Source organism: Blattabacterium cuenoti BPAA, from assembly GCF_000348805.1.
In the GTDB taxonomy this organism is placed as follows: Bacteria; Bacteroidota; Bacteroidia; order Flavobacteriales; family Blattabacteriaceae; genus Blattabacterium; species Blattabacterium cuenoti_B.
This window is the reverse complement of record NC_020510.1, coordinates 460781-484790: the sequence shown is the minus strand read 5'-3', so window position 1 is coordinate 484790 and position 24010 is coordinate 460781. Positions and strand designations below refer to the sequence as shown.

17 protein-coding genes and 7 tRNA genes are annotated in these 24010 nt (G+C 28.1%); 20 read left to right on the top strand and 4 right to left on the bottom strand.

Going from position 1 to position 24010, the window contains the following annotated elements:
- Positions 1 to 48: 48 nt before the first annotated feature.
- Together glmM and rplS are read left to right on the top strand one after the other, a co-directional pair.
- Entirely contained in the window at positions 49 to 1452 is a 1404-nt protein-coding gene (gene glmM, locus BPAA_RS02375; protein WP_015430067.1) for a phosphoglucosamine mutase, read from the top strand.
- A gap of 14 nt (positions 1453 to 1466) precedes the next feature.
- Positions 1467 to 1811, top strand: coding sequence for a 50S ribosomal protein L19 (rplS, locus tag BPAA_RS02370; RefSeq protein WP_015430066.1), 345 nt, complete (start codon positions 1467 to 1469; stop codon positions 1809 to 1811).
- A gap of 66 nt (positions 1812 to 1877) precedes the next feature.
- Here rplS and BPAA_RS02365 read toward each other — a convergent pair whose 3' ends face one another.
- Positions 1878 to 2153 (bottom strand): hypothetical protein, encoded by a 276-nt coding sequence (locus tag BPAA_RS02365; RefSeq protein ID WP_015430065.1) that lies wholly within the window; start codon positions 2151 to 2153, stop codon positions 1878 to 1880.
- Positions 2154 to 2344: 191 nt separating this feature from the next.
- Between BPAA_RS02365 and guaB the strand changes: the two genes are divergently transcribed.
- Entirely contained in the window at positions 2345 to 3811 is a 1467-nt protein-coding gene (gene guaB / locus BPAA_RS02360; RefSeq protein WP_015430064.1) for an IMP dehydrogenase, read from the top strand.
- Between the two features lie 4 nt (positions 3812 to 3815).
- Here guaB and BPAA_RS02355 read toward each other — a convergent pair.
- The 3 genes from BPAA_RS02355 to mutS form a co-directional block, all read right to left on the bottom strand.
- A tRNA-Leu gene (locus BPAA_RS02355) sits at positions 3816 to 3900 on the bottom strand.
- A 14-nt stretch (positions 3901 to 3914) separates the two neighbouring features.
- A tRNA-Gly gene (locus BPAA_RS02350) sits at positions 3915 to 3987 on the bottom strand.
- 50 nt (positions 3988 to 4037) lie between these two features.
- Entirely contained in the window at positions 4038 to 6611 is a 2574-nt protein-coding gene (mutS, locus tag BPAA_RS02345; protein WP_015430063.1) for a DNA mismatch repair protein MutS, read from the bottom strand.
- A 52-nt stretch (positions 6612 to 6663) separates the two neighbouring features.
- Between mutS and ileS the strand changes: the two genes are divergently transcribed.
- The 17 genes from ileS (at position 6664) to rpoC (ending at position 23993) form a co-directional block, all read left to right on the top strand.
- A complete protein-coding gene (ileS, locus tag BPAA_RS02340) occupies positions 6664 to 10122 on the top strand; it encodes an isoleucine--tRNA ligase (protein ID WP_015430062.1) in 3459 nt (1152 codons plus the stop codon).
- Complete coding sequence (locus BPAA_RS02335) at positions 10119 to 10514, top strand: TraR/DksA family transcriptional regulator (RefSeq protein ID WP_015430061.1); 396 nt, start codon at positions 10119 to 10121, stop codon at positions 10512 to 10514. The genes ileS and BPAA_RS02335 overlap by 4 nt, the downstream gene beginning before the upstream one ends.
- An 11-nt stretch (positions 10515 to 10525) precedes the next feature.
- Positions 10526 to 11182, top strand: a complete 657-nt coding sequence (locus BPAA_RS02330) for a lipoprotein signal peptidase (protein WP_023469957.1) — start codon at positions 10526 to 10528, stop codon at positions 11180 to 11182.
- An 84-nt stretch (positions 11183 to 11266) separates the two neighbouring features.
- A tRNA-Thr gene (locus BPAA_RS02325) sits at positions 11267 to 11340 on the top strand.
- An 8-nt stretch (positions 11341 to 11348) separates the two neighbouring features.
- Positions 11349 to 11432 (top strand) — tRNA-Tyr (locus BPAA_RS02320).
- 16 nt (positions 11433 to 11448) lie between these two features.
- A tRNA-Gly gene (locus BPAA_RS02315) sits at positions 11449 to 11521 on the top strand.
- A 39-nt stretch (positions 11522 to 11560) separates the two neighbouring features.
- Positions 11561 to 11632, top strand: a tRNA-Thr gene (locus BPAA_RS02310).
- Positions 11633 to 11670: 38 nt separating this feature from the next.
- Positions 11671 to 12858 (top strand): elongation factor Tu, encoded by a 1188-nt coding sequence (gene tuf / locus BPAA_RS02305; protein WP_015430059.1) that lies wholly within the window; start codon positions 11671 to 11673, stop codon positions 12856 to 12858.
- A gap of 14 nt (positions 12859 to 12872) precedes the next feature.
- Positions 12873 to 12945: transfer RNA gene (locus tag BPAA_RS02300), tRNA-Trp, on the top strand.
- Positions 12946 to 12969: 24 nt separating this feature from the next.
- Complete coding sequence (secE, locus tag BPAA_RS02295) at positions 12970 to 13155, top strand: preprotein translocase subunit SecE (RefSeq protein ID WP_015430058.1); 186 nt, start codon at positions 12970 to 12972, stop codon at positions 13153 to 13155.
- A 12-nt stretch (positions 13156 to 13167) separates the two neighbouring features.
- Entirely contained in the window at positions 13168 to 13722 is a 555-nt protein-coding gene (nusG, locus tag BPAA_RS02290; RefSeq protein ID WP_015430057.1) for a transcription termination/antitermination protein NusG, read from the top strand.
- Between the two features lie 3 nt (positions 13723 to 13725).
- Positions 13726 to 14163 carry a 50S ribosomal protein L11 gene (gene rplK / locus BPAA_RS02285; RefSeq protein ID WP_015430056.1) on the top strand — a complete coding sequence of 146 codons (438 nt, stop codon included), beginning with the start codon at positions 13726 to 13728 and terminating at the stop codon, positions 14161 to 14163.
- Positions 14164 to 14188: 25 nt separating this feature from the next.
- Entirely contained in the window at positions 14189 to 14887 is a 699-nt protein-coding gene (gene rplA, locus BPAA_RS02280) for a 50S ribosomal protein L1 (RefSeq protein WP_023469956.1), read from the top strand.
- Positions 14884 to 15432, top strand: coding sequence for a 50S ribosomal protein L10 (gene rplJ / locus BPAA_RS02275; protein ID WP_015430054.1), 549 nt, complete (start codon positions 14884 to 14886; stop codon positions 15430 to 15432). The genes rplA and rplJ overlap by 4 nt, the downstream gene beginning before the upstream one ends.
- A gap of 75 nt (positions 15433 to 15507) precedes the next feature.
- Positions 15508 to 15882 (top strand): 50S ribosomal protein L7/L12, encoded by a 375-nt coding sequence (gene rplL / locus BPAA_RS02270; RefSeq protein WP_015430053.1) that lies wholly within the window; start codon positions 15508 to 15510, stop codon positions 15880 to 15882.
- A 29-nt stretch (positions 15883 to 15911) separates the two neighbouring features.
- The gene (gene rpoB, locus BPAA_RS02265; protein ID WP_015430052.1) at positions 15912 to 19721 is read left to right on the top strand and encodes a DNA-directed RNA polymerase subunit beta; all 3810 of its coding nucleotides are present in this window, start codon (positions 15912 to 15914) and stop codon (positions 19719 to 19721) included.
- A gap of 42 nt (positions 19722 to 19763) precedes the next feature.
- Positions 19764 to 23993, top strand: coding sequence for a DNA-directed RNA polymerase subunit beta' (gene rpoC, locus BPAA_RS02260; RefSeq protein ID WP_015430051.1), 4230 nt, complete (start codon positions 19764 to 19766; stop codon positions 23991 to 23993).
- Positions 23994 to 24010: the final 17 nt, after the last annotated feature.

Here is a 24010-nt window from a genome sequence, read left to right as displayed (position 1 = left end):
CAATTTAATTTTTGTATTTTTGTTTGTAATAAAAAAATTCAATCATTTTTGACACTTGTAAAATCTTCATCTGGAATAAGAGGAACATTGGGAGGAAAAATTGGAAAAAGTTTTTCTCCCATAGATATTATTCAATTTGCTGCAGGATATGTTTTTTGGATGAAAAAAAAACATAAAAATAAAAAAAAATTTGTTTTAATATTGGGTAGGGATGGAAGAGTTTCTTCTGTTTTATTTCAAAAATTTTTAATAATTACTTTTCAAAGTCTTGGAGTAGATGTTATAAACATAGGTTTATCTACAACTCCTACTGTTGGTATTGCTGTGATGAATGAAAAAGCTGATGGAGGAGTCATGTTAACGGCAAGTCATAATCCTAAAAATTGGAATGGATTAAAAATGTTTAATTCTTATGGAGAATTTTTATCTGAAAAAGATTTTGAAAAATTGTTATATATAGCAGAAAAAAAATATTTTAATTTTTCTTCATATAAAAAATTAGGTCATCTTTTTTATAAAGAAAATTATATTCAAAAACATATAGAAAAGATTCTTTCATTATCTATTATAGATAAAAATATTATTCAAAAAGCTAAATTAAAAATTGTGATAGATGGAATTAATTCTACAGGAGGGATAGCCGTCCCTATTTTGTTAAAATATTTAGGGGTACATGTTGTTAAAATGTATTGTGATCCTCATGGAGATTTTGTTCATAATCCTGAGCCTATTGAAAAAAACTTAAGAGAAATCTGTAAAAAAGTACCGGATTTAAAAGCAAATCTAGGAATATCTGTAGATCCTGATGTAGACCGTGTCGTGTTTATTTGCGAAAACGGAGATTTCTTTGGAGAAGAATATACTTTAGTATCCATAGCAGATTATATATTGGAAAATCAATTAGGACCTATCGTTTCTACTTTATCATCTTCTCATGCATTGAAAGATCTTTCTATCAAAAAAGGAGTTCCTTATTATTCAACTCCTGTTGGAGAAATCCATGTTGTAAAAAAAATGAAAGAAGTTCATGCTGTTGTTGGAGGGGAAGGAAATGGGGGTGTTATTTATCCTAAATTTCGTTATGGAAGAGATGCATTGATTGGAATAGCGTTATTTTTAACTCAAATATCTAAATTAGATAATATTCCGTTATCTAAATTAAAAAAAAGATATTCCAATTATTTTATGTCTAAAAAAAAAATTCGATTTTTTTCTCATTCTCATGAACGACATCAACGGATGAAAATATTATTAAAAACAATAAAAAAAAGATATAAAGGAAAAAAAATGGATTTTAGTGATGGAATTAAAATTTATTTTAAATCCGATGAATGGATACATATCAGGAAATCAAATACTGAAAATATTATTAGAATACATACAGAAAGTCCTTCAAAAAAAAGAGCTGATTTTCTATCTGAAAAAATTAGATATGAAATAAAAGAATTATAATAAATAATCAAATCATGTTTCGAAATATTATAAAATACACGGAAGATCAATTTTTATCTAAAAATCATTTCCCATTATTTCATTCAGGAGATACAATTACTGTTTTTTTCGAAATTAAAGAAGGAGAAAAAAACAGAATTCAATCTTTTAAAGGAGTGGTGATAAAAAAACAAGGAAAAGGATTAACAAAATCATTCACCATTCGTAAAATAAGTGCAGGAATAGGAATAGAACGCATATTTATTTTTCATCAACCTAATATACGGAAAATAGAGGTGAACAAGAAAGGAAAAGTGAGAAGATCAAAGATTTATTATTTTAGGACTCTAAAAGGAAAAAAGGCAAGAGTTAAAAGCTGAGAAGAGAAAAAAGTGTGGATCCACACTTTTTTCTCTTTATCACTTCTACTTTTTTAATTCTACTTATTATTTTTTATCGTTTTCCTCAGGTGTCACTTTCTCTTTTTCAGATGTATTGTTATTATTTTCCTCATTAGTATTAGTATTTTTTGAGGAATCCTCACTAGTTGTAGGAGGTGTATTGGTGTTAGTGTTATCTGTTTGATTTTCATTATTATTAGCTGTCTTTTCCTCTTCTGTTGTAGGGGAGGTACTTTCATTTTTTTTGTTGTTACAACTAATAGTAAACAAAAATATTGCTAACAAGATTGTGGTGACTGTAATTCTTAATTTTTTCATCATAATCGATAGTATTTCAGTTATTACATATTCTGGACAAATTTATATAAAAATTTGGAATGAAAAAATAGATCATTATCTGTATTTTTTTTAAAAAAGAAAATATAACTAGATTTTATTTTTTTTTAGTTTGAAAATAAGAATATTATGTATTCGTAAAAAAAAATAACAAATAAAATTATATATTTTTAATTATGTCTTTAAATAAAAAGATTTTAAAAGAGGCTCTTACTTTTGATGATGTTTTACTTGTCCCTTCTTATTCTTCAATTCTTCCATCAGAAGTTTCTCTTAAAACATCTCTGACACTTGATATTACTATGAACATTCCTATATTAAGTGCGGCTATGGATACAGTAACAGAATCTTCTTTAGCTATATCCATAGCTAGAGAAGGAGGAATAGGAATTATTCATAAAAATATGAATATAAAAAACCAATCAGAAGAGGTTTACAGAGTCAAAAGAAGTGAAAGTGGAATGATAGATGATCCTATTACTCTTTCTAGAAATTCAACATTAAGGTATGCACAATATCTTATGAAAAAATTTAAAATTTCTGGATTACCTGTTATAGAAAAAGATTATTCATTAGTAGGAATTATTACTAGGAGAGATATAAAATATCGTACAGATTTAGATTCTTTAGTTGAAGAAGTAATGACAAAAGAAAAGTTAATTACATCCAAGAAAGATATAACTTTAGAAAAAGCTAAAGATATTTTATTGAAAGAAAGAATAGAAAAATTACCTATAGTAGATGATTTTCATAAATTAGTAGGATTAATCACGATTAGAGATATTGATAATTTAATTGAATATCCTAATGCTTGCAAAGATTCTAGAGGTCGTTTACGTGTAGGGGCTGCTGTTGGAATAGATAACAAAACTATAGAAAGAGTAGAATCATTGGTGAAAATAGGAGTAGATATAATAGCTATAGATTCAGCACATGGTCATTCATCTAGAGTATTAAAAATCATAAAATTAATCAGAAATTCTTTTCCAAAAATAACATTATTAACAGGAAATGTAGTGACTATGGAAGGGGCTAAAGATTTGATAAATGCTGGTTCTTCCGTTTTAAAAGTAGGAATTGGATCTGGATCGATCTGTACAACAAGAGTCATAGCTGGAGTAGGAATGCCACAAATTACAGCTATTAATGATGTATATGAATATGCTAAAAAAAGAAATATTAGCGTTATTTCTGATGGAGGAATCAGATATTCAGGAGATGTGGTTAAAGCTCTCGCTTCTGGAGCTAGTTCTGTTATGATTGGAAGTTTATTTGCTGGAACAGATGAAGCTCCAGGAGAAGAAGTAATTTTTCAAGGGAGAAAGTTTAAAACTTATGTAGGAATGGGGTCATTAATAGCTATGAAAAGAGGAAGTAAAGATCGCTATTTTCAATTTAATGAAAAATCTGTTCCAGAAGGAATAGAAGCTATAGTTCCCTACAAAGGGAAAATAAAAGATGTAATTTATCAAATTTGTGGAGGGGTTCGTTCTGGTATGGGTTATTGTGGGGTTTCCACTATTCCAGAGCTAATGAAAACAAGTAAATTTGTAAGAATTACCAATTCAGGATTAAAAGAGAACCATCCACACAGTGTAAATATTACTAAAGAATCACCTAATTATTTTAATTATAATCAATAAAAAATACCCGGAACGGGATTTGAACCCGTACGATCACAATGATCACAGGATTTTAAGTCCTGTGTGTCTACCTATTCCACCATCCGGGCGTTTAAAAATGAAAAGCGAGAAACGGGATTTGAACCCGCGGCCTCAACCTTGGCAAGGTCGCGCTCTCCCAACTGAGCTATTCTCGCGTTGATTTTGAATGACTAATTTAAATACACTTTTGTATATGTAGCAAATTTTAATATTCTAATAAATTTTTAATTTCGTGAATTTTAAGAAATATATCCTTCAAAGATAAAGAATCAACATTTTTGATTCTTTTTAAAGAACAAATTATTTTTTTTAATAAATAAAAAACTTTTTTTTTATTTATTTTTGTTTGATTTTCTTTTGATTTTAATGTGTTTAATGTTTTTTTTGCTCTTTCAATGATTTCTATGGGCATTCCCGAGATTTTAGCTACATAAATTCCAAAACTATGTTTACTTCCTCCAGATATTAGTTTCCGCATAAAAATGATATTATCATTTGTTTTTTTTACAGATACGTGATAGTTTTTTATTCTTTGAAAAAGAAAACTCATTTCATTTAATTCATGATAATGTGTGGCAAATAAGGTTAGAGGACGTAAGTTTTTTTCATGTAAAAATTCTATGATAGATTTTGCTATTGAAATTCCATCATAAGTACTTGTTCCTCTTCCTATTTCGTCTAAAATGAGAAAACTTCTTTTGGAAAGATTATTTAGTATATTTGCTGTTTCATTCATTTCTACCATAAAGGTAGATTCTCCTAAAGAAATGTTATCGGAAGCTCCAACTCTACTAAATATTTTGTCTATTAATCCTATTTCCGCATATTTAGCAGGAACGAAACTTCCAATATGAGCCATCAATATAATAATAGCTGTTTGACGCAAAATGGCAGATTTTCCTGACATGTTGGGTCCTGTTATGATTAATATTTGTTGATTCAGTTTATTTAAAATAATATCATTAGGAATGTATGAAGTTTTATCAATGAATTGTCTTTCAATAACTGGATGTCTTCCTTTTATTATTGATATTTTTAAGGAATCATTGACTTTCGGTTTTACGTAATTATTTTCTAATGCTAAATTAGAAAAAGAGCATAGAACATCTAATTTAGCAATTATTTTTGCATTTTTTTGTAAGGGTTTTATTTTTTCTAATATTTGATTGGTAAGATTACTAAATATCTCTTTTTCAATAAGAAATATTTTTTGTTCTGCATTAAAAATCTTTAATTCATAATTTTTTAACTCATCAGTAATATATCGAATAGAATTTTTTAATGTTTGTTTTTGTATCCAATGGGATGGTACCTTTTTTTTTTTAGAAATTTTAACTTCAAAAAAATATCCAAACATGTTATTATGTCCAATTTTTAAATTATTAATTCCTGTTTTTGACTGCTCTATGGAACATAGTTTTTCTAAATATTCTTTTTGAGAAAAATACATTATACGAATTTCATCTAACGTTTTAGAAAAACCTTTAATTATAACATTTCCTTTTCCTTTTTCAATTTGATGTGGAGGATTTTTTTGTATTGTACTAGCAATTTTTTTACATATAAAATTACAATTTTGAAAAGAGTTTCCAATATTTATAAAAATTTTAGATTTTTGAGATAAAAAATTTTTTTGTATTTCTTCTATGGAAATTAATGATTTATATAACGTATCCATTTCACGTGGAGTAATCTTTCCAATGGCTATTTTAGATATTATTCTTTCTATATCATAAACATTTTTTAGTTTTGTTTTTATAAAAGTACGCATTACATTATGATTACATAATTCTTGTACTATTTGATGACGTGTTTTTATATGAAATAAATTTTTTAAAGGAAAAAGAATCCAATTTTTTAATAACCTTCCCCCCATGGGGGTCATGGTATAATCTAGTATGTTTATTAAAGAAACTCCTTCTTTATTCAAAGGATGAAATATTTCTAAATTACGAAAAGTAAAATCGTCTATCCACATAGATTCTTCCTTTTTGATTCTTCGTATGTTAGAAATATGTTTTATGTTAAAATGTAATGTATTGTGTAAATAAGATAAAACAACCCCACAAGAAATAATTCCTAATTTTAAATCATTAATTCCAAATCCTTTTAAAGAATTAATTTTAAAATGAGATGTTAATTTTTCATATGCAAATGAATAATCAAACATCCAATCTTCCATCAAAAAAGTATAGTATTTTCCTTTTAACAATTGATCAAAGAATTTTTTTTCCTTTTTTTGAAAAAGAATTTCGCTAGGATGAAAATATTTTATATATTGAAAAATATAATCTTTTGTTCCTTCTGTTACAAAAAATTCACCAGTAGAAATATCTAAAAAACTTAACCCAAAATTTTTATTTTTTCCTATATGAATAGAAGCTAAAAAATTATTGGATTTTGGTGTGATGATATTTTCATCTATGGCTATTCCTGGAGTTACAAGTTCTGTGACACCTCTTTTGACTATACTTTTTCCTTTTTTTGGTTCTTCTAATTGATTACAAATCGCAACACGAAATCCTGAACGTATCAATTTTGGCAAATATGTATTCAAAGAATGGTAAGGAAAACCTGCTAAATGTATATGAGATCGTTTGGTTAAGACTATATTTAATGTTTTAGAACATTTAATGGCATCTTCTCCAAAAGTTTCATAAAAATCTCCAACTTGAAATAATAAAATTGTATCTGGATATTTAGTTTTTATATCATTATATTGCTTAATTAGTGGGGTTTCTTCTTTTTTTTTGCAATCAAAGGTTTCATTTTTATTCATATCAAAATATAATTATTAAAATAGAAGATTATTAATTTATTATAGCCTTATTATGTCAAGAATATTCAGAGAATATAAAAAATTGAATCTTAATCAGATAACTATGGAAATATCTCAATATTGGAAAAAACATAAGATTTTTCAAAATAGTTTTTCTTTTTCTAATAAGAAAAAAACAATTTCATATATTTTATACGAAGGGCCTCCATCTTTAAATGGAAACCCTGGAATTCATCATATTTTAACTAGAACCATAAAGGATATTTTTTGTAGGTATCACGCTCTTAAAGGAAAAAAAATATTTAGAAAGGCAGGTTGGGATGCCCATGGCCTTCCAGTAGAATTAAATGTTGAAAAAGAAATGGGTATTACTAAAAATGATATAGGAAAAAAAATTAGTATAGAAAAATATAATAATTTTTGTAAAAATTTTGTCAGTGAATCATTGAAAAAATGGAAATTATTTACAAAAAAAATAGGATATTTCATAGATTTAGATAATTCGTTTATTACCTATAATGCAAAGTATATAGAAAGTGTTTGGTGGTTAATCAAAAAATTATATAATCAGAATTTGATTTATAAAGGTTTTACAATTCAACCTTATTCTCCTGCTGCAGGAACAGGACTAAGTTATCATGAATTGAATATGCCGGGGACTTATAAGAAAGTGAAACAATTATCTCCATTTTTAAAATTTAAAGCCATTAAAAGTACTTTACCTGAAAAATTTAAAAATATTTTAGGTGATATATATTTCATATCATGGACGACTTCTCCTTGGACAATCCCTTCAAATACTGCATTAGCTTTTGGTTATAATATAGATTATATATTAGTTAAAACTTATAATCCGTATACTTTTTTAAAAGAAAATATTGTTTTTTCTGAAAAATCAATTCATAAAGTATTATTATATCATCAGTTTTATCCTGTTTCAAGTTCTATTGAGTTTGATATTTATGATAAAAAAAATCATAAAATTCCTTATGTAATAATAGAAAAATTTAAAGGAAAAGAATTGATATTCAGTAAATATGAACAATTATTACCTTGGTTTAAACCTTACTATAACGAAAAAAATGCATTTCAAATTATAGAAGGAGAATTTGTTAATATTAATGAAGGAACAGGAATTGTTCATATTTCTCCTACATTTGGAATGGATGATTTTATAATAGCTAAAAAATATAATATCCCTCCAATGTTAGTTTTAAATAAAGAAAATAGACCTGTTCCTTTAGTTGATTTCCAAGGAAAATTTTTAGAAAATTTTCCTCACGGGTTTTCTGGAAAATATGTGAAAGATGAATTTAATACAAATCAAGAAAATTTTTTTTCAGTAGATCAAGAGATCATTCTTTTTTTAGAAAAAGAACAAAAAATATTTAGAACAGAAAAACATATTCATTTTTATCCACATTGTTGGAGAACAGAAAAACCAATACTTTATTATCTATTAAATTCATGGTTTATAAAAACTACAGAGATGAAGGATAAAATGATTAGTTTGAATCAAAAAATTCAATGGTATCCTGGTTTTACAGGTAAGAAACGTTTTGATTCTTGGTTAAGAAATACAAAAGATTGGAATTTTTCACGTTCTAGATATTGGGGGACCCCTCTTCCTATTTGGAGAACGGAAACAGGAGATGAGGAAATTGTGGTAGGATCAATGAAAGAATTGTTTTTAGAAATTCAAAAATCTATAAAATATGGTTTTATGTCTCAAAATGTATTTAAAGATTTTATATTAGATGATATGAGTGATAATAATTATGATAAAATAGATTTACATAAACATATTTTGGATAAAATCATATTGGTATCTCCAAAAGGATCTCCTATGAAAAGAGAATCTGATTTAATTGATGTATGGTTCGATTCTGGAGCAATGCCATATGCTCAATTTCATTATCCATTTGAAAATAAAGAATATATAGATCAAGATCTATTATTTCCCGCTGACTTTATTTCGGAAGGAATAGATCAAACAAGAGGATGGTTTTTTACTTTACATACTATTAGTAGTTTGTTGTTTAATTCAATAGCATATAAGAATGTTGTATCAACAGGATTAATTTTGGATCAAAATGGTCGTAAGATGTCGAAAAGTAAAGGAAATACTATTAATCCTTTTGATTTAATAGATAATTATGGACCTGATGCTATTCGTTGGTATATTATATTCAATTCTGAACCTTGGGATAATTTAAAATTTAATATTAATGAGGTTCATACTGTGATGAAAAAATTTTTTGGAACATTATATAATGTTTATTCTTTTTTTGTTTTATATGCTAATATTGATGGATTTTCTTATAAAGAAGAAGAATATTTTGATTATTATACAGGATTAGACTTTTGGATTCTTTCTGAATTAAATACTCTTATTCAAAAAACAGATGATTATTATTCTAATTATAATCCAACTAAAGCAGCACGTTTGATTTCTTCTTTTGTTTTAGATAAATTAAGCAATTGGTATATCAGATTATGTAGAAGAAGGTTTTGGAAAGAAAAATATACAAAAAACAAAATATCTGCATATCAAATTCTTTATAAATGTTTAATTGTCGTATCCAAGTTAATTTCTCCTATAACTCCATTTTTTTCTGAAAAATTATATGTGGATTTAAATTCTGTTACTGAAAAAGAAGATTCCAAAAGTATTCATTTTACAAGTTTTCCTAGTTGTGATTCTAATTTAATTAATAAAAAATTAGAAAGTAGGATGCTTTGGATTCAGAAAATCATTACAATGGTTTTTTCTATAAGAAAGAAAAATAAAATTAAAATTCGTCAACCTTTGCAAAAATTACTTATTCTTGTTTCTAATAAAAATATGCGTTTTCAATTGGAACAATCATCTGAAATTCTGTTTCAAGAAGCTAATGTTAAGGAAATAGAATTTCCTTCCTCTTATAAAAACCTTGAATTTATTAAACATATCAAACCTAATTATAAATCTTTAGGACCTAAATTTGGAAATAAAATTCATCGAATTTCTGAAGCTATAAAAAAATTTAGTCAAGAAAAAATTAAAGAAATAGAAAAAAACAAAACATGTGTTCTTTTTATGGAAAAAGAAAAAATTCTTCTTTCTTTAGAAGATGTTCAAATTAGTACTGAATATATAAAAGGATGGTCTGTTTTGTTTGATCCAAAATTTACAATTGCATTAGATTTACGAATCACAGATTTTCTTTGGGAGGAGGGTTTTATCAGAGAATTAATTAGACATATACAAAAATTCAGAAAACATCGTAAATATGATGTAACTGAAAAAATACTTGTATACATAAGTTTCAAAGGAAACTACGATTTCAAAAATAAAGTACAAGTTATTTTACAGAAAAAAAAAGATTTTCTTTGTAAAGAAACTCTTGCTTTAGATGTTTTCTTACAAGAAAATGTAACAAAATATGAAGGAGAGATAGAAAAAATCTATTTTGAAGAAAAATTCATATTATATATGCAGATACGAAAAGTAGAAAATATAAAAATATGAAAGGAGAAGTAAAAAAGAGATATTCTATGGAAGAGAGAAAAGAGTTTCGTAGACTTATACTTGAGAAATTGAAAAAAGCGAAAAAAGATTTATCAATTTTTAAGGATTTTTTTTATAATGATCAAAATAATGGAACAGATGACACTTGTCCTACTTTTAAAGCTTTTGAAGAAGGATCAGAAACTTTGAGTAAAGAACAAAATACTCAAATTGTAGAACAATTACAAAAATTTATAAAAAGTTTAAATTCTGCTTTAATTAGGGTAGAAAATAAAGATTATGGAATTTGTCGTATAACTAAAAAATTAATTCCAAAAGAACGTCTCATGGCAGTTCCTCACACGACTTTGAGTATTGAAGGAAAAAAATTGATAGAAAAAATAAACAAATAAATTTTATTCTTTTGAAAAAATTTTTTCTGATCATTTTTTCTATTTTATTAATGGATCAAATTTTAAAAATTTATATTAAAACTCATTTTGAATTAGGAGGGGGTTTTTTCATATTTCCTTTTTTTCGGATTTGTTTTGTAGAAAATCCAGGAATGGCTTATGGTGTTAATTTTGGATTAGGATATCATGGAAAAATACTGTTGAGTATTTTCCGGTTTATTTTGGTTTGTTTCATTTTTATTTTTTTTTGCATAAATATAAAAAAAGGAACTTCTAAATATTTGACTATTCCTATCAGTTTAATTTTTTCGGGAGCTATGGGGAATTTTTTGGATAGTGCTCTATATGGATTATTATTTAATACAGGAACAATTTATAGTCAAGAATCTAAAAAATGGATTCCTTATTTTGGAATATCGAAAGCAAATTTCGATTTTTTTCAAAAAAATTATCCAGTAGGATATGCTTCTTTTATGGAAGGGTGTGTTGTAGATATGTTTTATTTTCCTATAATAAATACTTATTTTCCTCATTGGATTCCATTTTTTGGAGGATACAATTTTCAATTTTTTAAACCCGTTTTTAATTTATCTGATGTTGTGATATTTATTGGTGTATTTTCATTATTTGTATTTCATCGTAAAATTAAAAATGTAAAAATTTTATAACATTTATTATTTTTTTGAGAATTATAAAAATCTCTATAGATTTGTATTGAACTGATTTTCATTATTACGAATAAAATTGGAATTGCCGGTGTAGCTCAGTTGGTCAGAGCACGTGATTTGTAATCTCGGGGTCGTGGGTTCGAATCCCTCCATCGGCTTTTTTTTAGGGGAGGTACTCAAGTATGGTTAACGAGGACAGACTGTAAATCTGTTGGCTTTGCCTTCGCAGGTTCGAATCCTGCTCTCCCCACAACAACACACATATAGCGGAAGTAGCTCAGTTGGTAGAGCATCAGCCTTCCAAGTTGAATGTCGCGGGTTCGAATCCCGTCTTCCGCTCTAAGAAATAAACTAAGAATAAATAATATGATAGATATGGCCAATGTAGCTCAGTGGTAGAGCACTTCCTTGGTAAGGAAGAGGGCACGGGTTCAATTCCCGCCGTTGGCTTTTTTTTTGAATCAGTATTTTTTAATAATTTTATCATCATGGCAAAAGAAAAATTTAAACGAGACAAACCACATGTAAATATAGGTACCACAGGTCATGTAGACCATGGAAAAACGACTCTAACTGCTGCGATTACAAAAGTTTTATCAGAAGTTGGATTGGCAGAAGAAAAAAGTTTTGATGCGATAGATAATGCTCCTGAAGAAAAGGAAAGAGGAATTACTATTAATACATCTCATGTAGAATATGAAACAGAGAAAAGACATTATGCACATGTTGATTGTCCTGGACATGCAGATTATGTAAAAAATATGATAACAGGAGCCGCTCAAATGGATGGGGCAATTTTAGTTGTAGCTGCTACAGATGGACCCATGCCTCAAACTAGAGAACATATCTTATTATCTCGTCAAGTAGGAGTTCCAAAAATTGTGGTATTTATGAATAAAGTAGATCAAGTAGATGATCCAGAATTATTAGAGTTAGTAGAAATGGAAATTAGAGAGTTACTTTCTAAGTATGAATATGATGGAGGAAATATTCCTATTATACAAGGATCCGCTTTAGGCGCTTTGAATGGAGAAAAAAAATGGGTAGAAAGAATAAAAGATTTGATGAAAGTGTTGGATGATTATATTCCTGAACCAATTCGTGAAATGGAAAAACCTTTTTTGATGCCTATAGAAGATGTTTTTACTATAACAGGAAGAGGGACCGTAGCCACAGGTCGTATTGAAAGTGGAGTTATTAATACAGGAGATTTAGTAGATATCATTGGAATGGGAGAAAATAAATTATCATCTACCGTTACAGGAGTTGAAATGTTTAGAAAAATTTTAGATAAAGGTCAAGCAGGAGATAATGTAGGGTTATTGTTACGTGGAATAGAAAAAAAAGATATCAAAAGAGGAATGGTAGTTGGAAAACCAGGATCTGTACAACCTCATAAAAAATTTAAGGCAGAAGTGTATATTCTTACAAAAGAAGAAGGGGGAAGACATACTCCTTTTCATAATAAATATCGTCCTCAGTTTTATTTAAGAACGACGGATGTTACAGGAGAAATTCATCTTCCAGATGGAACAGAAATGGTTATGCCTGGAGATAATGTCTCTATGGAGGTTGAATTACATCAACCTATAGCATTAAGTGAAAATTTACGTTTTGCTATTCGTGAAGGAGGAAAAACAGTAGGAGCGGGACAAGTGATTCATATAATGGATTGAATAAAAATTAGAAAACGGATGTAGCTCAATTGGGAGAGCATCGGTCTCCAAAACCGAAGGTCGTAAGTTCGATTCTTACCATCCGTGCATTAATTAATTATTCGTATATACATGAAAAAAAATAATTTTTTTTTAGAAATTTATCACGAATTTTTTCATTGTATTACATGGCCTAAATGGAATGATTTGCAATATAAAACAATGATTGTGTTTTTATTCTCCATATTTTTATCCATATTTTTATATGGAATAGATGGTTTTTTTATCTTTTTAATTAAAAAATTATTTTCTTTATAAAATTATATATTAATGAATGATTTGGAAAGAAAATGGTATGTAATAAAAACCATGAGTGGACAAGAGAACAAGGTAAAATCATATATTGAAAATGAAGTTAGAGATAATGGGTTTCAAGAACATATAGGAAAAGTATTAGTTCCTGTTGAGAAAGTTATACAAATGAGAAAAGGGAAAAAAATTCATAGAGATAAAGTTCATTATCCTGGGTATGTCATGATAGAAGCAAATTTAGAAGGAGAAGCTGTTCATGCGATAAAAAATGTTCCGGGTGTTATCAATTTTTTAAGTGAAGGAAAAGGAGCTTCCGCTGTTCCTATTCCTATGAGAAAAGAAGAAGTAAATAAGATGTTAGGAAAAATAGATCAACTTTCTGAAACTTATGAAAGTATTAGTATTCCTTTTGCAGTAGGAGAAACAATAAAAGTTATAGATGGACCTTTTACAGGATTTAATGGAACAATTGAAAAAATCAATGAAGAAAAAAGGAAATTAGAATTAGCCGTTTTAATTTTTGGAAGAAAAACTCCATTAGAATTGAATTTTACACAGATAGAAAAGATTTAAATCATGGTTGAAATCAGAAAAAAAGCGATAAAAAAAATTAAAATACAGAAAATATATGGAGGAAAAGCAAGTCCAGCTCCTCCTATTGGTCCTATTTTGGGAAGTGCTGGAGTTAATATAATGGAATTTTGTAAACAATACAATTCTATTACTCAAAATAAAATAGGAGAAGTATGTCCAGTCGTAATCACTGTATATGAAGATAAATCATTTTCTTTTTTGATCAAAAGTACTCCGGTTTCTATTCAGTTGTTAAATGTAGTAAAAAAAGAGAAAGGCTCTAAAGAATCTAATCGTTCTAAAATAGGAAAAATAAGTTTCAATGAAATTAAAATCATTGCAAAGAATAAAATGGAAGATTTAAATTGTTTTTCGATTGAATCTGCTATATCTATGGTTTCCGGAACTGCTAGATCTATGGGAATAGAAATTGATAGATAAAAAATTCATTCGTTTCACAATAAATATGTCAAAAAAATTAACTAAAAATAAAAAGAAAATTTTAGAAAAAATTTCTACTGAAAAGAAGTATTCTTTAGAAGAAGCAATAATTCTTGTGAAAGAAATTAATTTTGTAAAATTTGATGCATCTATTGATATTTCTATACATCTTGGTATAGATGTTCGTGTACCTAATCAAATGGTAAGAGGTTCCGTTCTGTTACCTCATGGTACGGGTAAAGATATTTGTATTTTAGCTTTAGTTTCTAAAGATAAAGAAACAGGAGCTAAAAAAGCAGGGGCTAATTATGTTGGATTAAATTATATTGAAAAAATTCAATCTGGTTGGACAGAGTTCGATATTATAGTCGCCACTCCTTCTGTTATGAATCAATTGGGAAGTATAGGTAAAATATTGGGGCCTAAAGGATTAATGCCTAATCCTAAAATGGGAACTGTTTCCGTAAATCCAGAAGAATCTATAAAAGAAATTAAATCTGGGAGAATTACTTTTAAAGCAGATCGTTATGGAATTGTTCATGCTTCGATAGGAAGAGTTTCATTTTTAAATAAATATTTATTAGAAAATATCGTAGAATTTATGAAAATAATTATCCGAAATAAACCTTCTTCATCTAAAGGATCTTATATAAAGAGTATTTATTTATCTAGCACCATGAGTTATGGTCTATCATTAGATTTAAAAAGTTTTGTGAACAAATGAAGAATAAAACAAGCAAAAAAAAAGAACTATCGGAATTAGTTTCTATATTATCTAATAATATCACAATATATTTGATTGATATATCCAATTTAAATTCTAATCAAATATCTATTCTTAGAAAAAACTTTTATGAACATAGTATTAAAATGAGAATGGTGAAAAATACTTTGTTGAAAAAAGCGATAAATAAAATAAATGATCAAAAATGGAATTCTTTTTTTTCTATTTTAAATGGAAATACAACTGTGTTATTTTCAAATTTGAATGTAACAAATATAACTTCAAAAATTATAAAAAATTTTCATGTTCAAGAAAAGACTGATAAACCCTATTTAAAAGGAGCTTATGCTCAAGAATCTTTTTATTTTGATGGGGGAAACAAAGATTTAAATATTTTGCTCCATCTTAAATCTAAGGAAGATCTCATAATTGAAATTTTCAATATACTTCAATTTTCTATGAAAGAGATTATTTTATCTTTTTTAAATTCGACAAAATTTAAAATAGGTGAAATTTTAGAAACCCTATCTAAAAAAGAAGGATGAAAAAATATCAGATTCCTAATTTCTTTAAACAAAGAAAAAGAAAAATACTACTAATAAAAAATATTAATAAATAAAATGATAGAAAAGCTAGCAGAACAATTAGTTAATTTAACCGTAAAACAAGTTAATGAATTAGCTACTCTTTTAAAAAAAAAATATGGAATAGAACCACCATCTACTTCAGTCCAAGTGGAAAATGCTTCACTTCAAAAAGAAAAAACATCTGAAAAAGAGGAAAAAAGTATTTTTAACATAATTTTGAAATCCCCCGGAAATTCTAAGTTATCTGTAGTAAAATTGGTTAAAGAAATTACTGGAAAAGGCCTTAAAGAATCTAAAGATATAGTAGATAATATTCCCAGTATTCTTAAAGAATCTATAAATAAAAAAGAAGCAGAAGGTTTGAAAAATAAGTTTGAAGAAATAGGTGCTGAAGTGGAATTAAAATAAAAATTTTCATTTTTTTAAATTGTCCAAAATTGGTGAATACAGAAAAAAAAAGAATCACTTTTGCCTCAGTAGCAAAACAAGTGAAATATCCGGATTTTTTGGATATTCAGATTAAATCATTTAAAGAATTTTTTCAATTAGATGCAAAACCGGAAAATAGAAAAAACGAAGGATTATTCAAAGCTTTTACAGAAAATTTTCCTATTTCTGATGCTAGAAATTCTTTTGTTTTAGAATTTAAAGGTTATTCTATAGATTCTCCTAGATATCCAATAGAAGAGTGTATAGAAAGAGGGTTGACTTATAGTGTTCCTTTAAAAGCTAAATTAAAATTATATTGCACTGATCCAGATCATGAAGATTTTGAAACGGTGTATCAAGATGTTTATTTAGGAACATATCCTTATATGACTCCATCCGGTTCTTTTATTTTTAATGGATCGGAAAGAGTTATTGTATCTCAATTACATCGTTCTCCCGGTGTTTTTTTTGGTCAGTCTCATCATGCTAATGGAACTAAACTTTATTCCGCTAGAATCATTCCATTTAAAGGATCATGGATTGAGTTTGCTACAGATATTAACAATGTAATGTATGCCTATATTGATAGGAAGAAAAAATTACCTATGACAACTTTATTACGTGCAATAGGATATGAAAGAGATAAAGAAATATTGGAAATATTTGATTTAGCCGAAGAAATGGAAATTAAAGGAAACGAAAAAAATATCTTAAATAGAACTTTAGCAGCTAGAGTATTAAAAATTTGGCATGAGGATTTTGTTGATGAAGATACAGGAGAAGTTTTATCTGTAGAAAAAAATGAGATTCTGATAGATAGAAATATTCTTTTGAAAGAAGAACATATTGATCTTATGATTCATCATGAAATAAAAACTATTTTGTTGCATAAAGAAGGAGAAAGAAAAAAAGATTATTCTATTATTTATAATACTTTACATAAGGATCCAACTAATTCTGAAAAAGAAGCAGTAGAATATATTTACAGACAACTCAGAAATACTGAACCTCCAGATGAAGAAACGGCTAGAGGAGTTATAGATAAACTTTTTTTTTCTGATACTAGATATAGTTTAGGACCTGTAGGAAGATATCGTTTAAATAAACGTCTTGGTTTAAATATAGATTCTAATTATTTAGTTTTAACTAAAAAAGATATTATTGCAATAGTAGAACATTTGAATGCATTATTTAACTCTAAAAGAGAAGTAGATGATATTGATCATTTATCCAATAGACGAGTAAGAACAGTAGGAGAACAACTTTATACCCAATTTAGTATTGGTTTAGCTAGGATGGCTAGAACTATAAGAGAAAGAATGAATGTTCGTGATAATGAAGTTTTTATGCCTGTAGATCTTATTAATGCTAAGACTTTATCTTCCGTTATAAATACTTTCTTTGGAACAAATCAATTATCTCAATTTATGGATCAAACAAATCCTTTGTCTGAAATCACTCATAAAAGAAGACTTTCAGCATTAGGTCCTGGTGGATTATCTAGAGAAAGAGCAGGATTTGAAGTTAGAGATGTAAATTATTCTCATTATGGAAGATTATGTCCAATAGAAACTCCAGAAGGCCCTAATATAGGATTAATATCTTCTCTTTCTGTTTTTGCGAAAATAAATCATATGGGATTTGTTGAAACTCCTTATCGAGTTGTTTCTAATCAAAAAGTAAATTTAAAATATGAAGTCAAATATTTAAGCGCAGAAGAAGAAGAAGGAAAAATTATAGCACAAGCCAATGCTATTGATCAACATGGTAATTTTTTATCTGATAGAATTATATCTCGTGAAGATGGAGATTTTCCTATAGTAAAACCAAATCAAGTAGATTATATAGACGTAGCTCCAAATCAAATAGCTTCTATATCCGCTTCTCTAATTCCTTTTTTAGAACATGATGATGCAAATAGAGCTTTGATGGGGTCTAACATGATGCGTCAAGCGGTTCCATTATTGAAGCCTGACGCTCCTATTGTAGGAACTGGATTAGAGGAACAAGTAGCGATAGATTCTCGTATATTAATTAATGCAAAAAAGAACGGATTTGTAGAATATGTTGATGCAAGAAAAATAGTTATTCGTTATGATCAAACAGAAAAAGAAAATTTAGTGAGTTTTGATTCTGAAATTCAGGTTTATAATTTGATAAAATTTAGAAAGACGAATCAAAATACATGTATAACTTTGAAACCTATTGTAAGAAAAGGAATGAGAGTGGCTCAAGGACAAATTTTATGTGAAGGGTATGCCACAGAATATGGAGAATTGGCTTTAGGAAAAAATTTAAAAGCAGCTTTTATTCCGTGTAATGGGTATAATTTTGAAGATGCTGTTTTAATTTCCGAAAAAGTGGTAAGTGAAGATTGGTTTACTTCTATACATATAGATGAATATTCTTTAGATGTTCGTGATACAAAATTAGGTATGGAAGAATTTACTAATGATATTCCTAACGTAAGTGAAGAGGCAACTAAAGATTTAGATGAAAATGGAATTATAAGAGTAGGAGCTGAAGTAAAACCTGGTGATATTCTTATTGGAAAAATAACTCCGAAAGGAGAATCTGATCCTACACCAGAAGAAAAATTATTAAGAGCTATTTTTGGAGATAAAGCAGGAAATGTTAAAGATGCTTCTTTAAGAGCTGAACCATCATTATTCGGAGTAGTTATAGATACAAAACTATTTACTAGAAGTATAAAAGATAAAACATCTAGAATTCAGGATAAAATTAAAATATCACGTTTAGAAAAAGAATATGAAAAAAAGTTTTTAGCTCTCAGAAATTTATTGATTAAAAAATTGCAATTTATTTTAGATGATAAATTATGTCATAATTCTGTTTTGAATGAAAAGAAACAGGAAATTATCAAGAAAGGGAAAAAGTTCACTATAAAAATATTGAATAATATACAGAATTATATAGAAATTTATTCTAGTAATTGGACTGATGATATTCAAGTTAATAATTTGATATCAGAAATTTTACATAATTATAAAATATCGGTAAATGATTTAAATGGTGTTTTTAAACATCAAAAATTTTCTATTACTGTTGGAGATGAATTACCTTCAGGGATTATTAAAATGGCGAAAGTATATATTGCTAAAAAAAGAAAATTAAAAGTAGGAGATAAAATGGCAGGAAGACATGGAAATAAAGGAGTAGTCGCTAGAATTTTAAGAGAAGAAGATATGCCTTTTTTAGAAGACGGAAGTCCTGTAGATATTGTTCTAAATCCTTTGGGAGTTCCCTCTAGGATGAATATAGGACAAATATATGAAACTGTATTAGGATGGGCAGGACAGAAATTAAAGATGAAATTTTCAACTCCTATATTTGATGGAGCGACTATCAAAGAAATTTGTAAATACACAGATAAAGCGAAAATTCCTCGTTTCGGAACTACTTATTTATTTGATGGAGGTACGGGAGAAAGGTTTGATCAACCTGCTACTGTAGGGATAATATATATGTTAAAGTTAGGTCATATGGTAGATGATAAAATGCATGCCCGTTCTATAGGCCCCTATTCTTTAATAACTCAACAACCTTTAGGAGGGAAAGCTCAATTTGGAGGACAACGTTTTGGAGAAATGGAAGTATGGGCTTTGGAAGCTTTTGGAGCTTCCAATATTTTACGTGAAATTTTAACTGTTAAATCAGATGATGTTTCTGGAAGAGCTAAAACTTATGAATCTATAGTAAAAGGAGAACCAATGCCTGAACCTAACAATCCAGAATCTTTTAATGTTCTTTGTTATGAATTGAAAGGATTAGGATTAGATATCCGTTTAGAAGAATAAATTTTTTCGTTCTATATTTTTATATTATGATAAAATCCAAAAATGAATAGAAAAAAAAGAAATAGATTCAATAAAATCACTATTCGATTAGCTTCTCCAGAAATTATATTGAAGGAATCTCATGGAGAAGTATTAAAGCCAGAAACCATTAATTATAGGACTCATAAACCAGAAAGAGATGGTCTTTTTTGTGAACGAATTTTTGGTCCAGTAAAAGATTATGAATGTGCTTGTGGAAAATATAAAAGAATTCGTTATAAAAGTATTGTTTGTGATCGATGTGGAGTTGAAGTCACTGAAAAAAAAGTAAGAAGAGAACGTATGGGACATATAAGTCTTGTCGTTCCCGTTGTTCATATTTGGTGTTTTAGATCTTCTCCTAATAAAATTGGATATTTACTAGGGTTACCTTCTAAAAAACTTGAAATGATTATTTATTATGAACGATATGTCGTAGTTCAAGGAGGGGATGGGGTCCATTTAGATGGTTCTTCTTTTCAAAAAGGAGATTTTCTGACTGAAGAAGAATATTTACAAGTTTTAAACAAGCTTCCAAAAGGAAATCAACAATTAGAAGATTCTGATCCAAATAAATTTATTGCTAAAATGGGAGCGGAATGTATAGAGGATCTTTTAAATCGAGTAGATTTAAATATTTTGTCTATGGAATTAAGAAATCAAGTATATAATGAAACTTCTAAACAAAGACGAACTGAAGCATTAAAACGTTTACAAGTTGTTGAATCTTTTAGAGAAGGAAATAAAAATGGAGGAAATCCATCTTGGATGATCATTCATGTATTATCTGTTATTCCTCCAGAATTACGCCCTTTAGTCCCTTTGGATGGAGGACGTTATGCTGCTTCTGATATGACTGATTTATATCGTCGTGTACTTATCAGAAATAATCGTTTAAAAAGACTTATAGAAATTAAAGCCCCTGAAGTCATTTTAAGAAATGAAAAGAGAATGCTTCAAGAAGCAGTAGATTCCCTTTTTGATAATTCAAGAAAAGTTTCTGCTGTAAAATCAGAAGCTAATCGTCCTTTAAAATCTTTATCTGATGCATTGAAAGGAAAGCAAGGTCGTTTTAGACAGAATCTTCTTGGAAAAAGAGTAGATTATTCAGCAAGATCTGTTATTGTGGTAGGCCCTCATTTGAAATTGCATGAGTGTGGTTTACCTAAAGATATGGCAGCAGAACTTTATAAACCTTTTGTTATACGAAAATTAATTGAAAGAGGAATAGTAAAAACAGTAAAATCTTCAAAAAGAATTATTGACAAAAGAAATCCCATGATATGGGATATTTTAGAAAATGTTTTAAAAGGACATCCCGTATTGTTAAATCGGGCTCCTACATTACACAGATTAGGAATTCAAGCTTTTCAACCTAAATTGATAGAAGGAAAAGCTATTCAATTACATCCTTTAGTTTGTGCTGCCTTTAATGCAGATTTTGATGGAGATCAAATGGCTGTTCACTTGCCTTTATCTCATGGAGCTATATTGGAAGCTCAACTTTTGATGTTAGCTTCTCAAAATATATTAAACCCAGCTAATGGATCTCCTATTACAGTCCCTTCTCAAGATATGGTGTTAGGTTTATATTATATGACTAAACCTTTAATTTCAGATCTCAAAAAAAAAGTAAAAGGAGAAGGACTCGTCTTTTATTCTCCGGAAGAAGTTGAAATAGCATATAACCAAGGTGTAGTAGATTTACATGCTTTAATTAAAGTGAAAGTTTTTCTTCGTGAAAAAGAAAGATTTGTGAATAAAATCATAGAAACTACTGTAGGTAGAGTGTTATTTAATCAAGTAGTACCTAAAAAAGTAGGATTTATTAATGAATCTCTTACAAAAAAGTCTTTGAGAGAAATTATAGGTAAAATATTACATATTACAGATGTACCTACTACTGCTCATTTTCTAGATGAGATTAAAGAATTAGGTTTTTATAATGCATTTAAAGGGGGGTTATCTTTTGGATTGGGTGATATTATTATTCCTGATAATAAGAAAAAAATGGTACATAATGCTATTAAACAAGTAGATAATGTAAAAATGAATTATAACATGGGATTGATCACAAATAATGAACGTTATAACCAAGTAATTGATATATGGACAAATACTAATGCAATGCTGACGGAAAAAGTCATGAAATATATGCGTGAAGATAGAAAAGGATTTAATCCCGTATACATGATGTTAGATTCTGGAGCAAGAGGTTCTAAAGAGCAAATCCGTCAACTTTCAGGAATGCGTGGGTTAATGGCTAAGCCTCAAAAAGCAGGATCTTCTGGAGGAGAAATTATTGAAAATCCAATTTTATCCAATTTTAGAGAAGGACTTTCTATCTTAGAATATTTTATATCAACTCATGGAGCTAGAAAAGGATTAGCAGATACTGCATTAAAAACAGCAGATGCTGGATATCTTACAAGACGTTTAGTTGATGCAGCTCAAGATGTTATTATCAAAATGGAAGACTGCAAAACTTTACGAGGATTAGAAATTTCTGCATTAAAGAAAAATGAAGAAATCGTAGAAACTTTATTTGACAGAATTTTAGGACGTATCTCTTTAAATGAGATTTATCAAAATAATAGATTGATAATTTCTTCAGGAGAGATGATTGATGAAAAAATAGCAGAAATTATTGATAAATCTGGAATTGAAATCGTAGAAGTTAGATCTCCTTTGACTTGCGAAGCAAAAATGGGGATTTGTTCTAAATGTTATGGTCGTAATCTATCTACAGGAAAAATTGTTCAAAAAGGAGAAGCAGTTGGAGTTATTGCGGCGCAATCTATTGGAGAACCTGGAACTCAGTTGACTTTACGTACTTTTCATGTTGGAGGGACAGCAGGAAATATTACAGAATCTTCACAAATAAAAGCAAAATATAATGGAATTATAGAGTTTGAAGATTTAAAATTCGTAAAAACAAAACAAGATTTTCATAGAATAGGAATTGTAGTTTCTAGAACTACAGAAATGAAACTATTTGATTTAAAAAAATCATCTATTTTAATGGTTAATAATATTCCTTATGGTGCTTCTTTATATGTAAAACATGGAGATATATTAAAATCTGGAGATATGATTTGCAAATGGGATCTTTATAATGCAGTGATTGTTGCAGAATTTTCTGGTATAATATCTTATCAACATCTAGAACAAGGTGTTACTTTCCAAGTAGAAATCGATGAACAAACTGGATTTCAAGAAAAAGTAATAACGGAGGTTAGAAACAAAAATTTTATCCCAACATTAAAAATTCTTAATGAAAAAAATGAAGAATTAAAAATATATAATCTCCCGGTAGGTGCTCATTTAATGGTAGAGGATGAAGAAAAAATAGACATAGGAAAAATATTAGTAAAGGTTCCAAGAAAAACAGCTAAATCAGGAGACATCACAGGAGGGTTACCTCGTTTATCTGAATTGTTTGAAGCACGTAATCCATCTAATCCAGCTGTAGTATCAGAGATGGATGGAATAGTAAGTCATGGAAAAATAAAAAGAGGAAGTAGAGAAATTATAGTGGAATCCAAAACAGGGGAAGTTAGAAAATATCTTGTAAAATTATCCAATCAAATTCTTGTTCAGGAAAATGATTATGTAAAAGCAGGAATGCCTTTATCAGATGGTGCTGTTACTCCTAATGATATTTTAAATATAAGAGGAACTAGAGCTGTACAAGAATATTTAGTAAAAGAAATACAAGAGGTATATCGTTTACAAGGTGTGAAAATTAATGATAAACATTTTGAAGTTATTGTTTTACAAATGATGAGGAAGGTAGAAGTTATAGATATAGGAGATACAAAATTTTTGGAAGGAAATATAGAATATAAAGACGATTTTATAGAGGAAAATGATAGAATCTCTCAAATGAGAGTAGTTGAAGATTCCGGAGATTCTGAAATCATTAAAAATGGAGAGATTATTAGTTATAGGGATTTAAGAAATGAAAACGCAGTTTTGAAATATAAGAATCAAAAATTAATAAAAACAAGAAATGCAATTCCTGCTACAGCAAGACCTATATTACAAGGAATAACAAGAGCAGCGTTACAAACTAAATCTTTTATATCTGCGGCTTCATTTCAAGAAACAACAAAAGTTTTAAGTGAAGCGGCTATAAGTAGTAAAATAGATTATTTACATGGATTAAAGGAAAATGTAATCGTAGGACATAAAATTCCTGCAGGAACTGGATTAAGAGAATATGAAAACATATTTCCAGATATCTTGGAATGAAATGAATTGACGAAAAA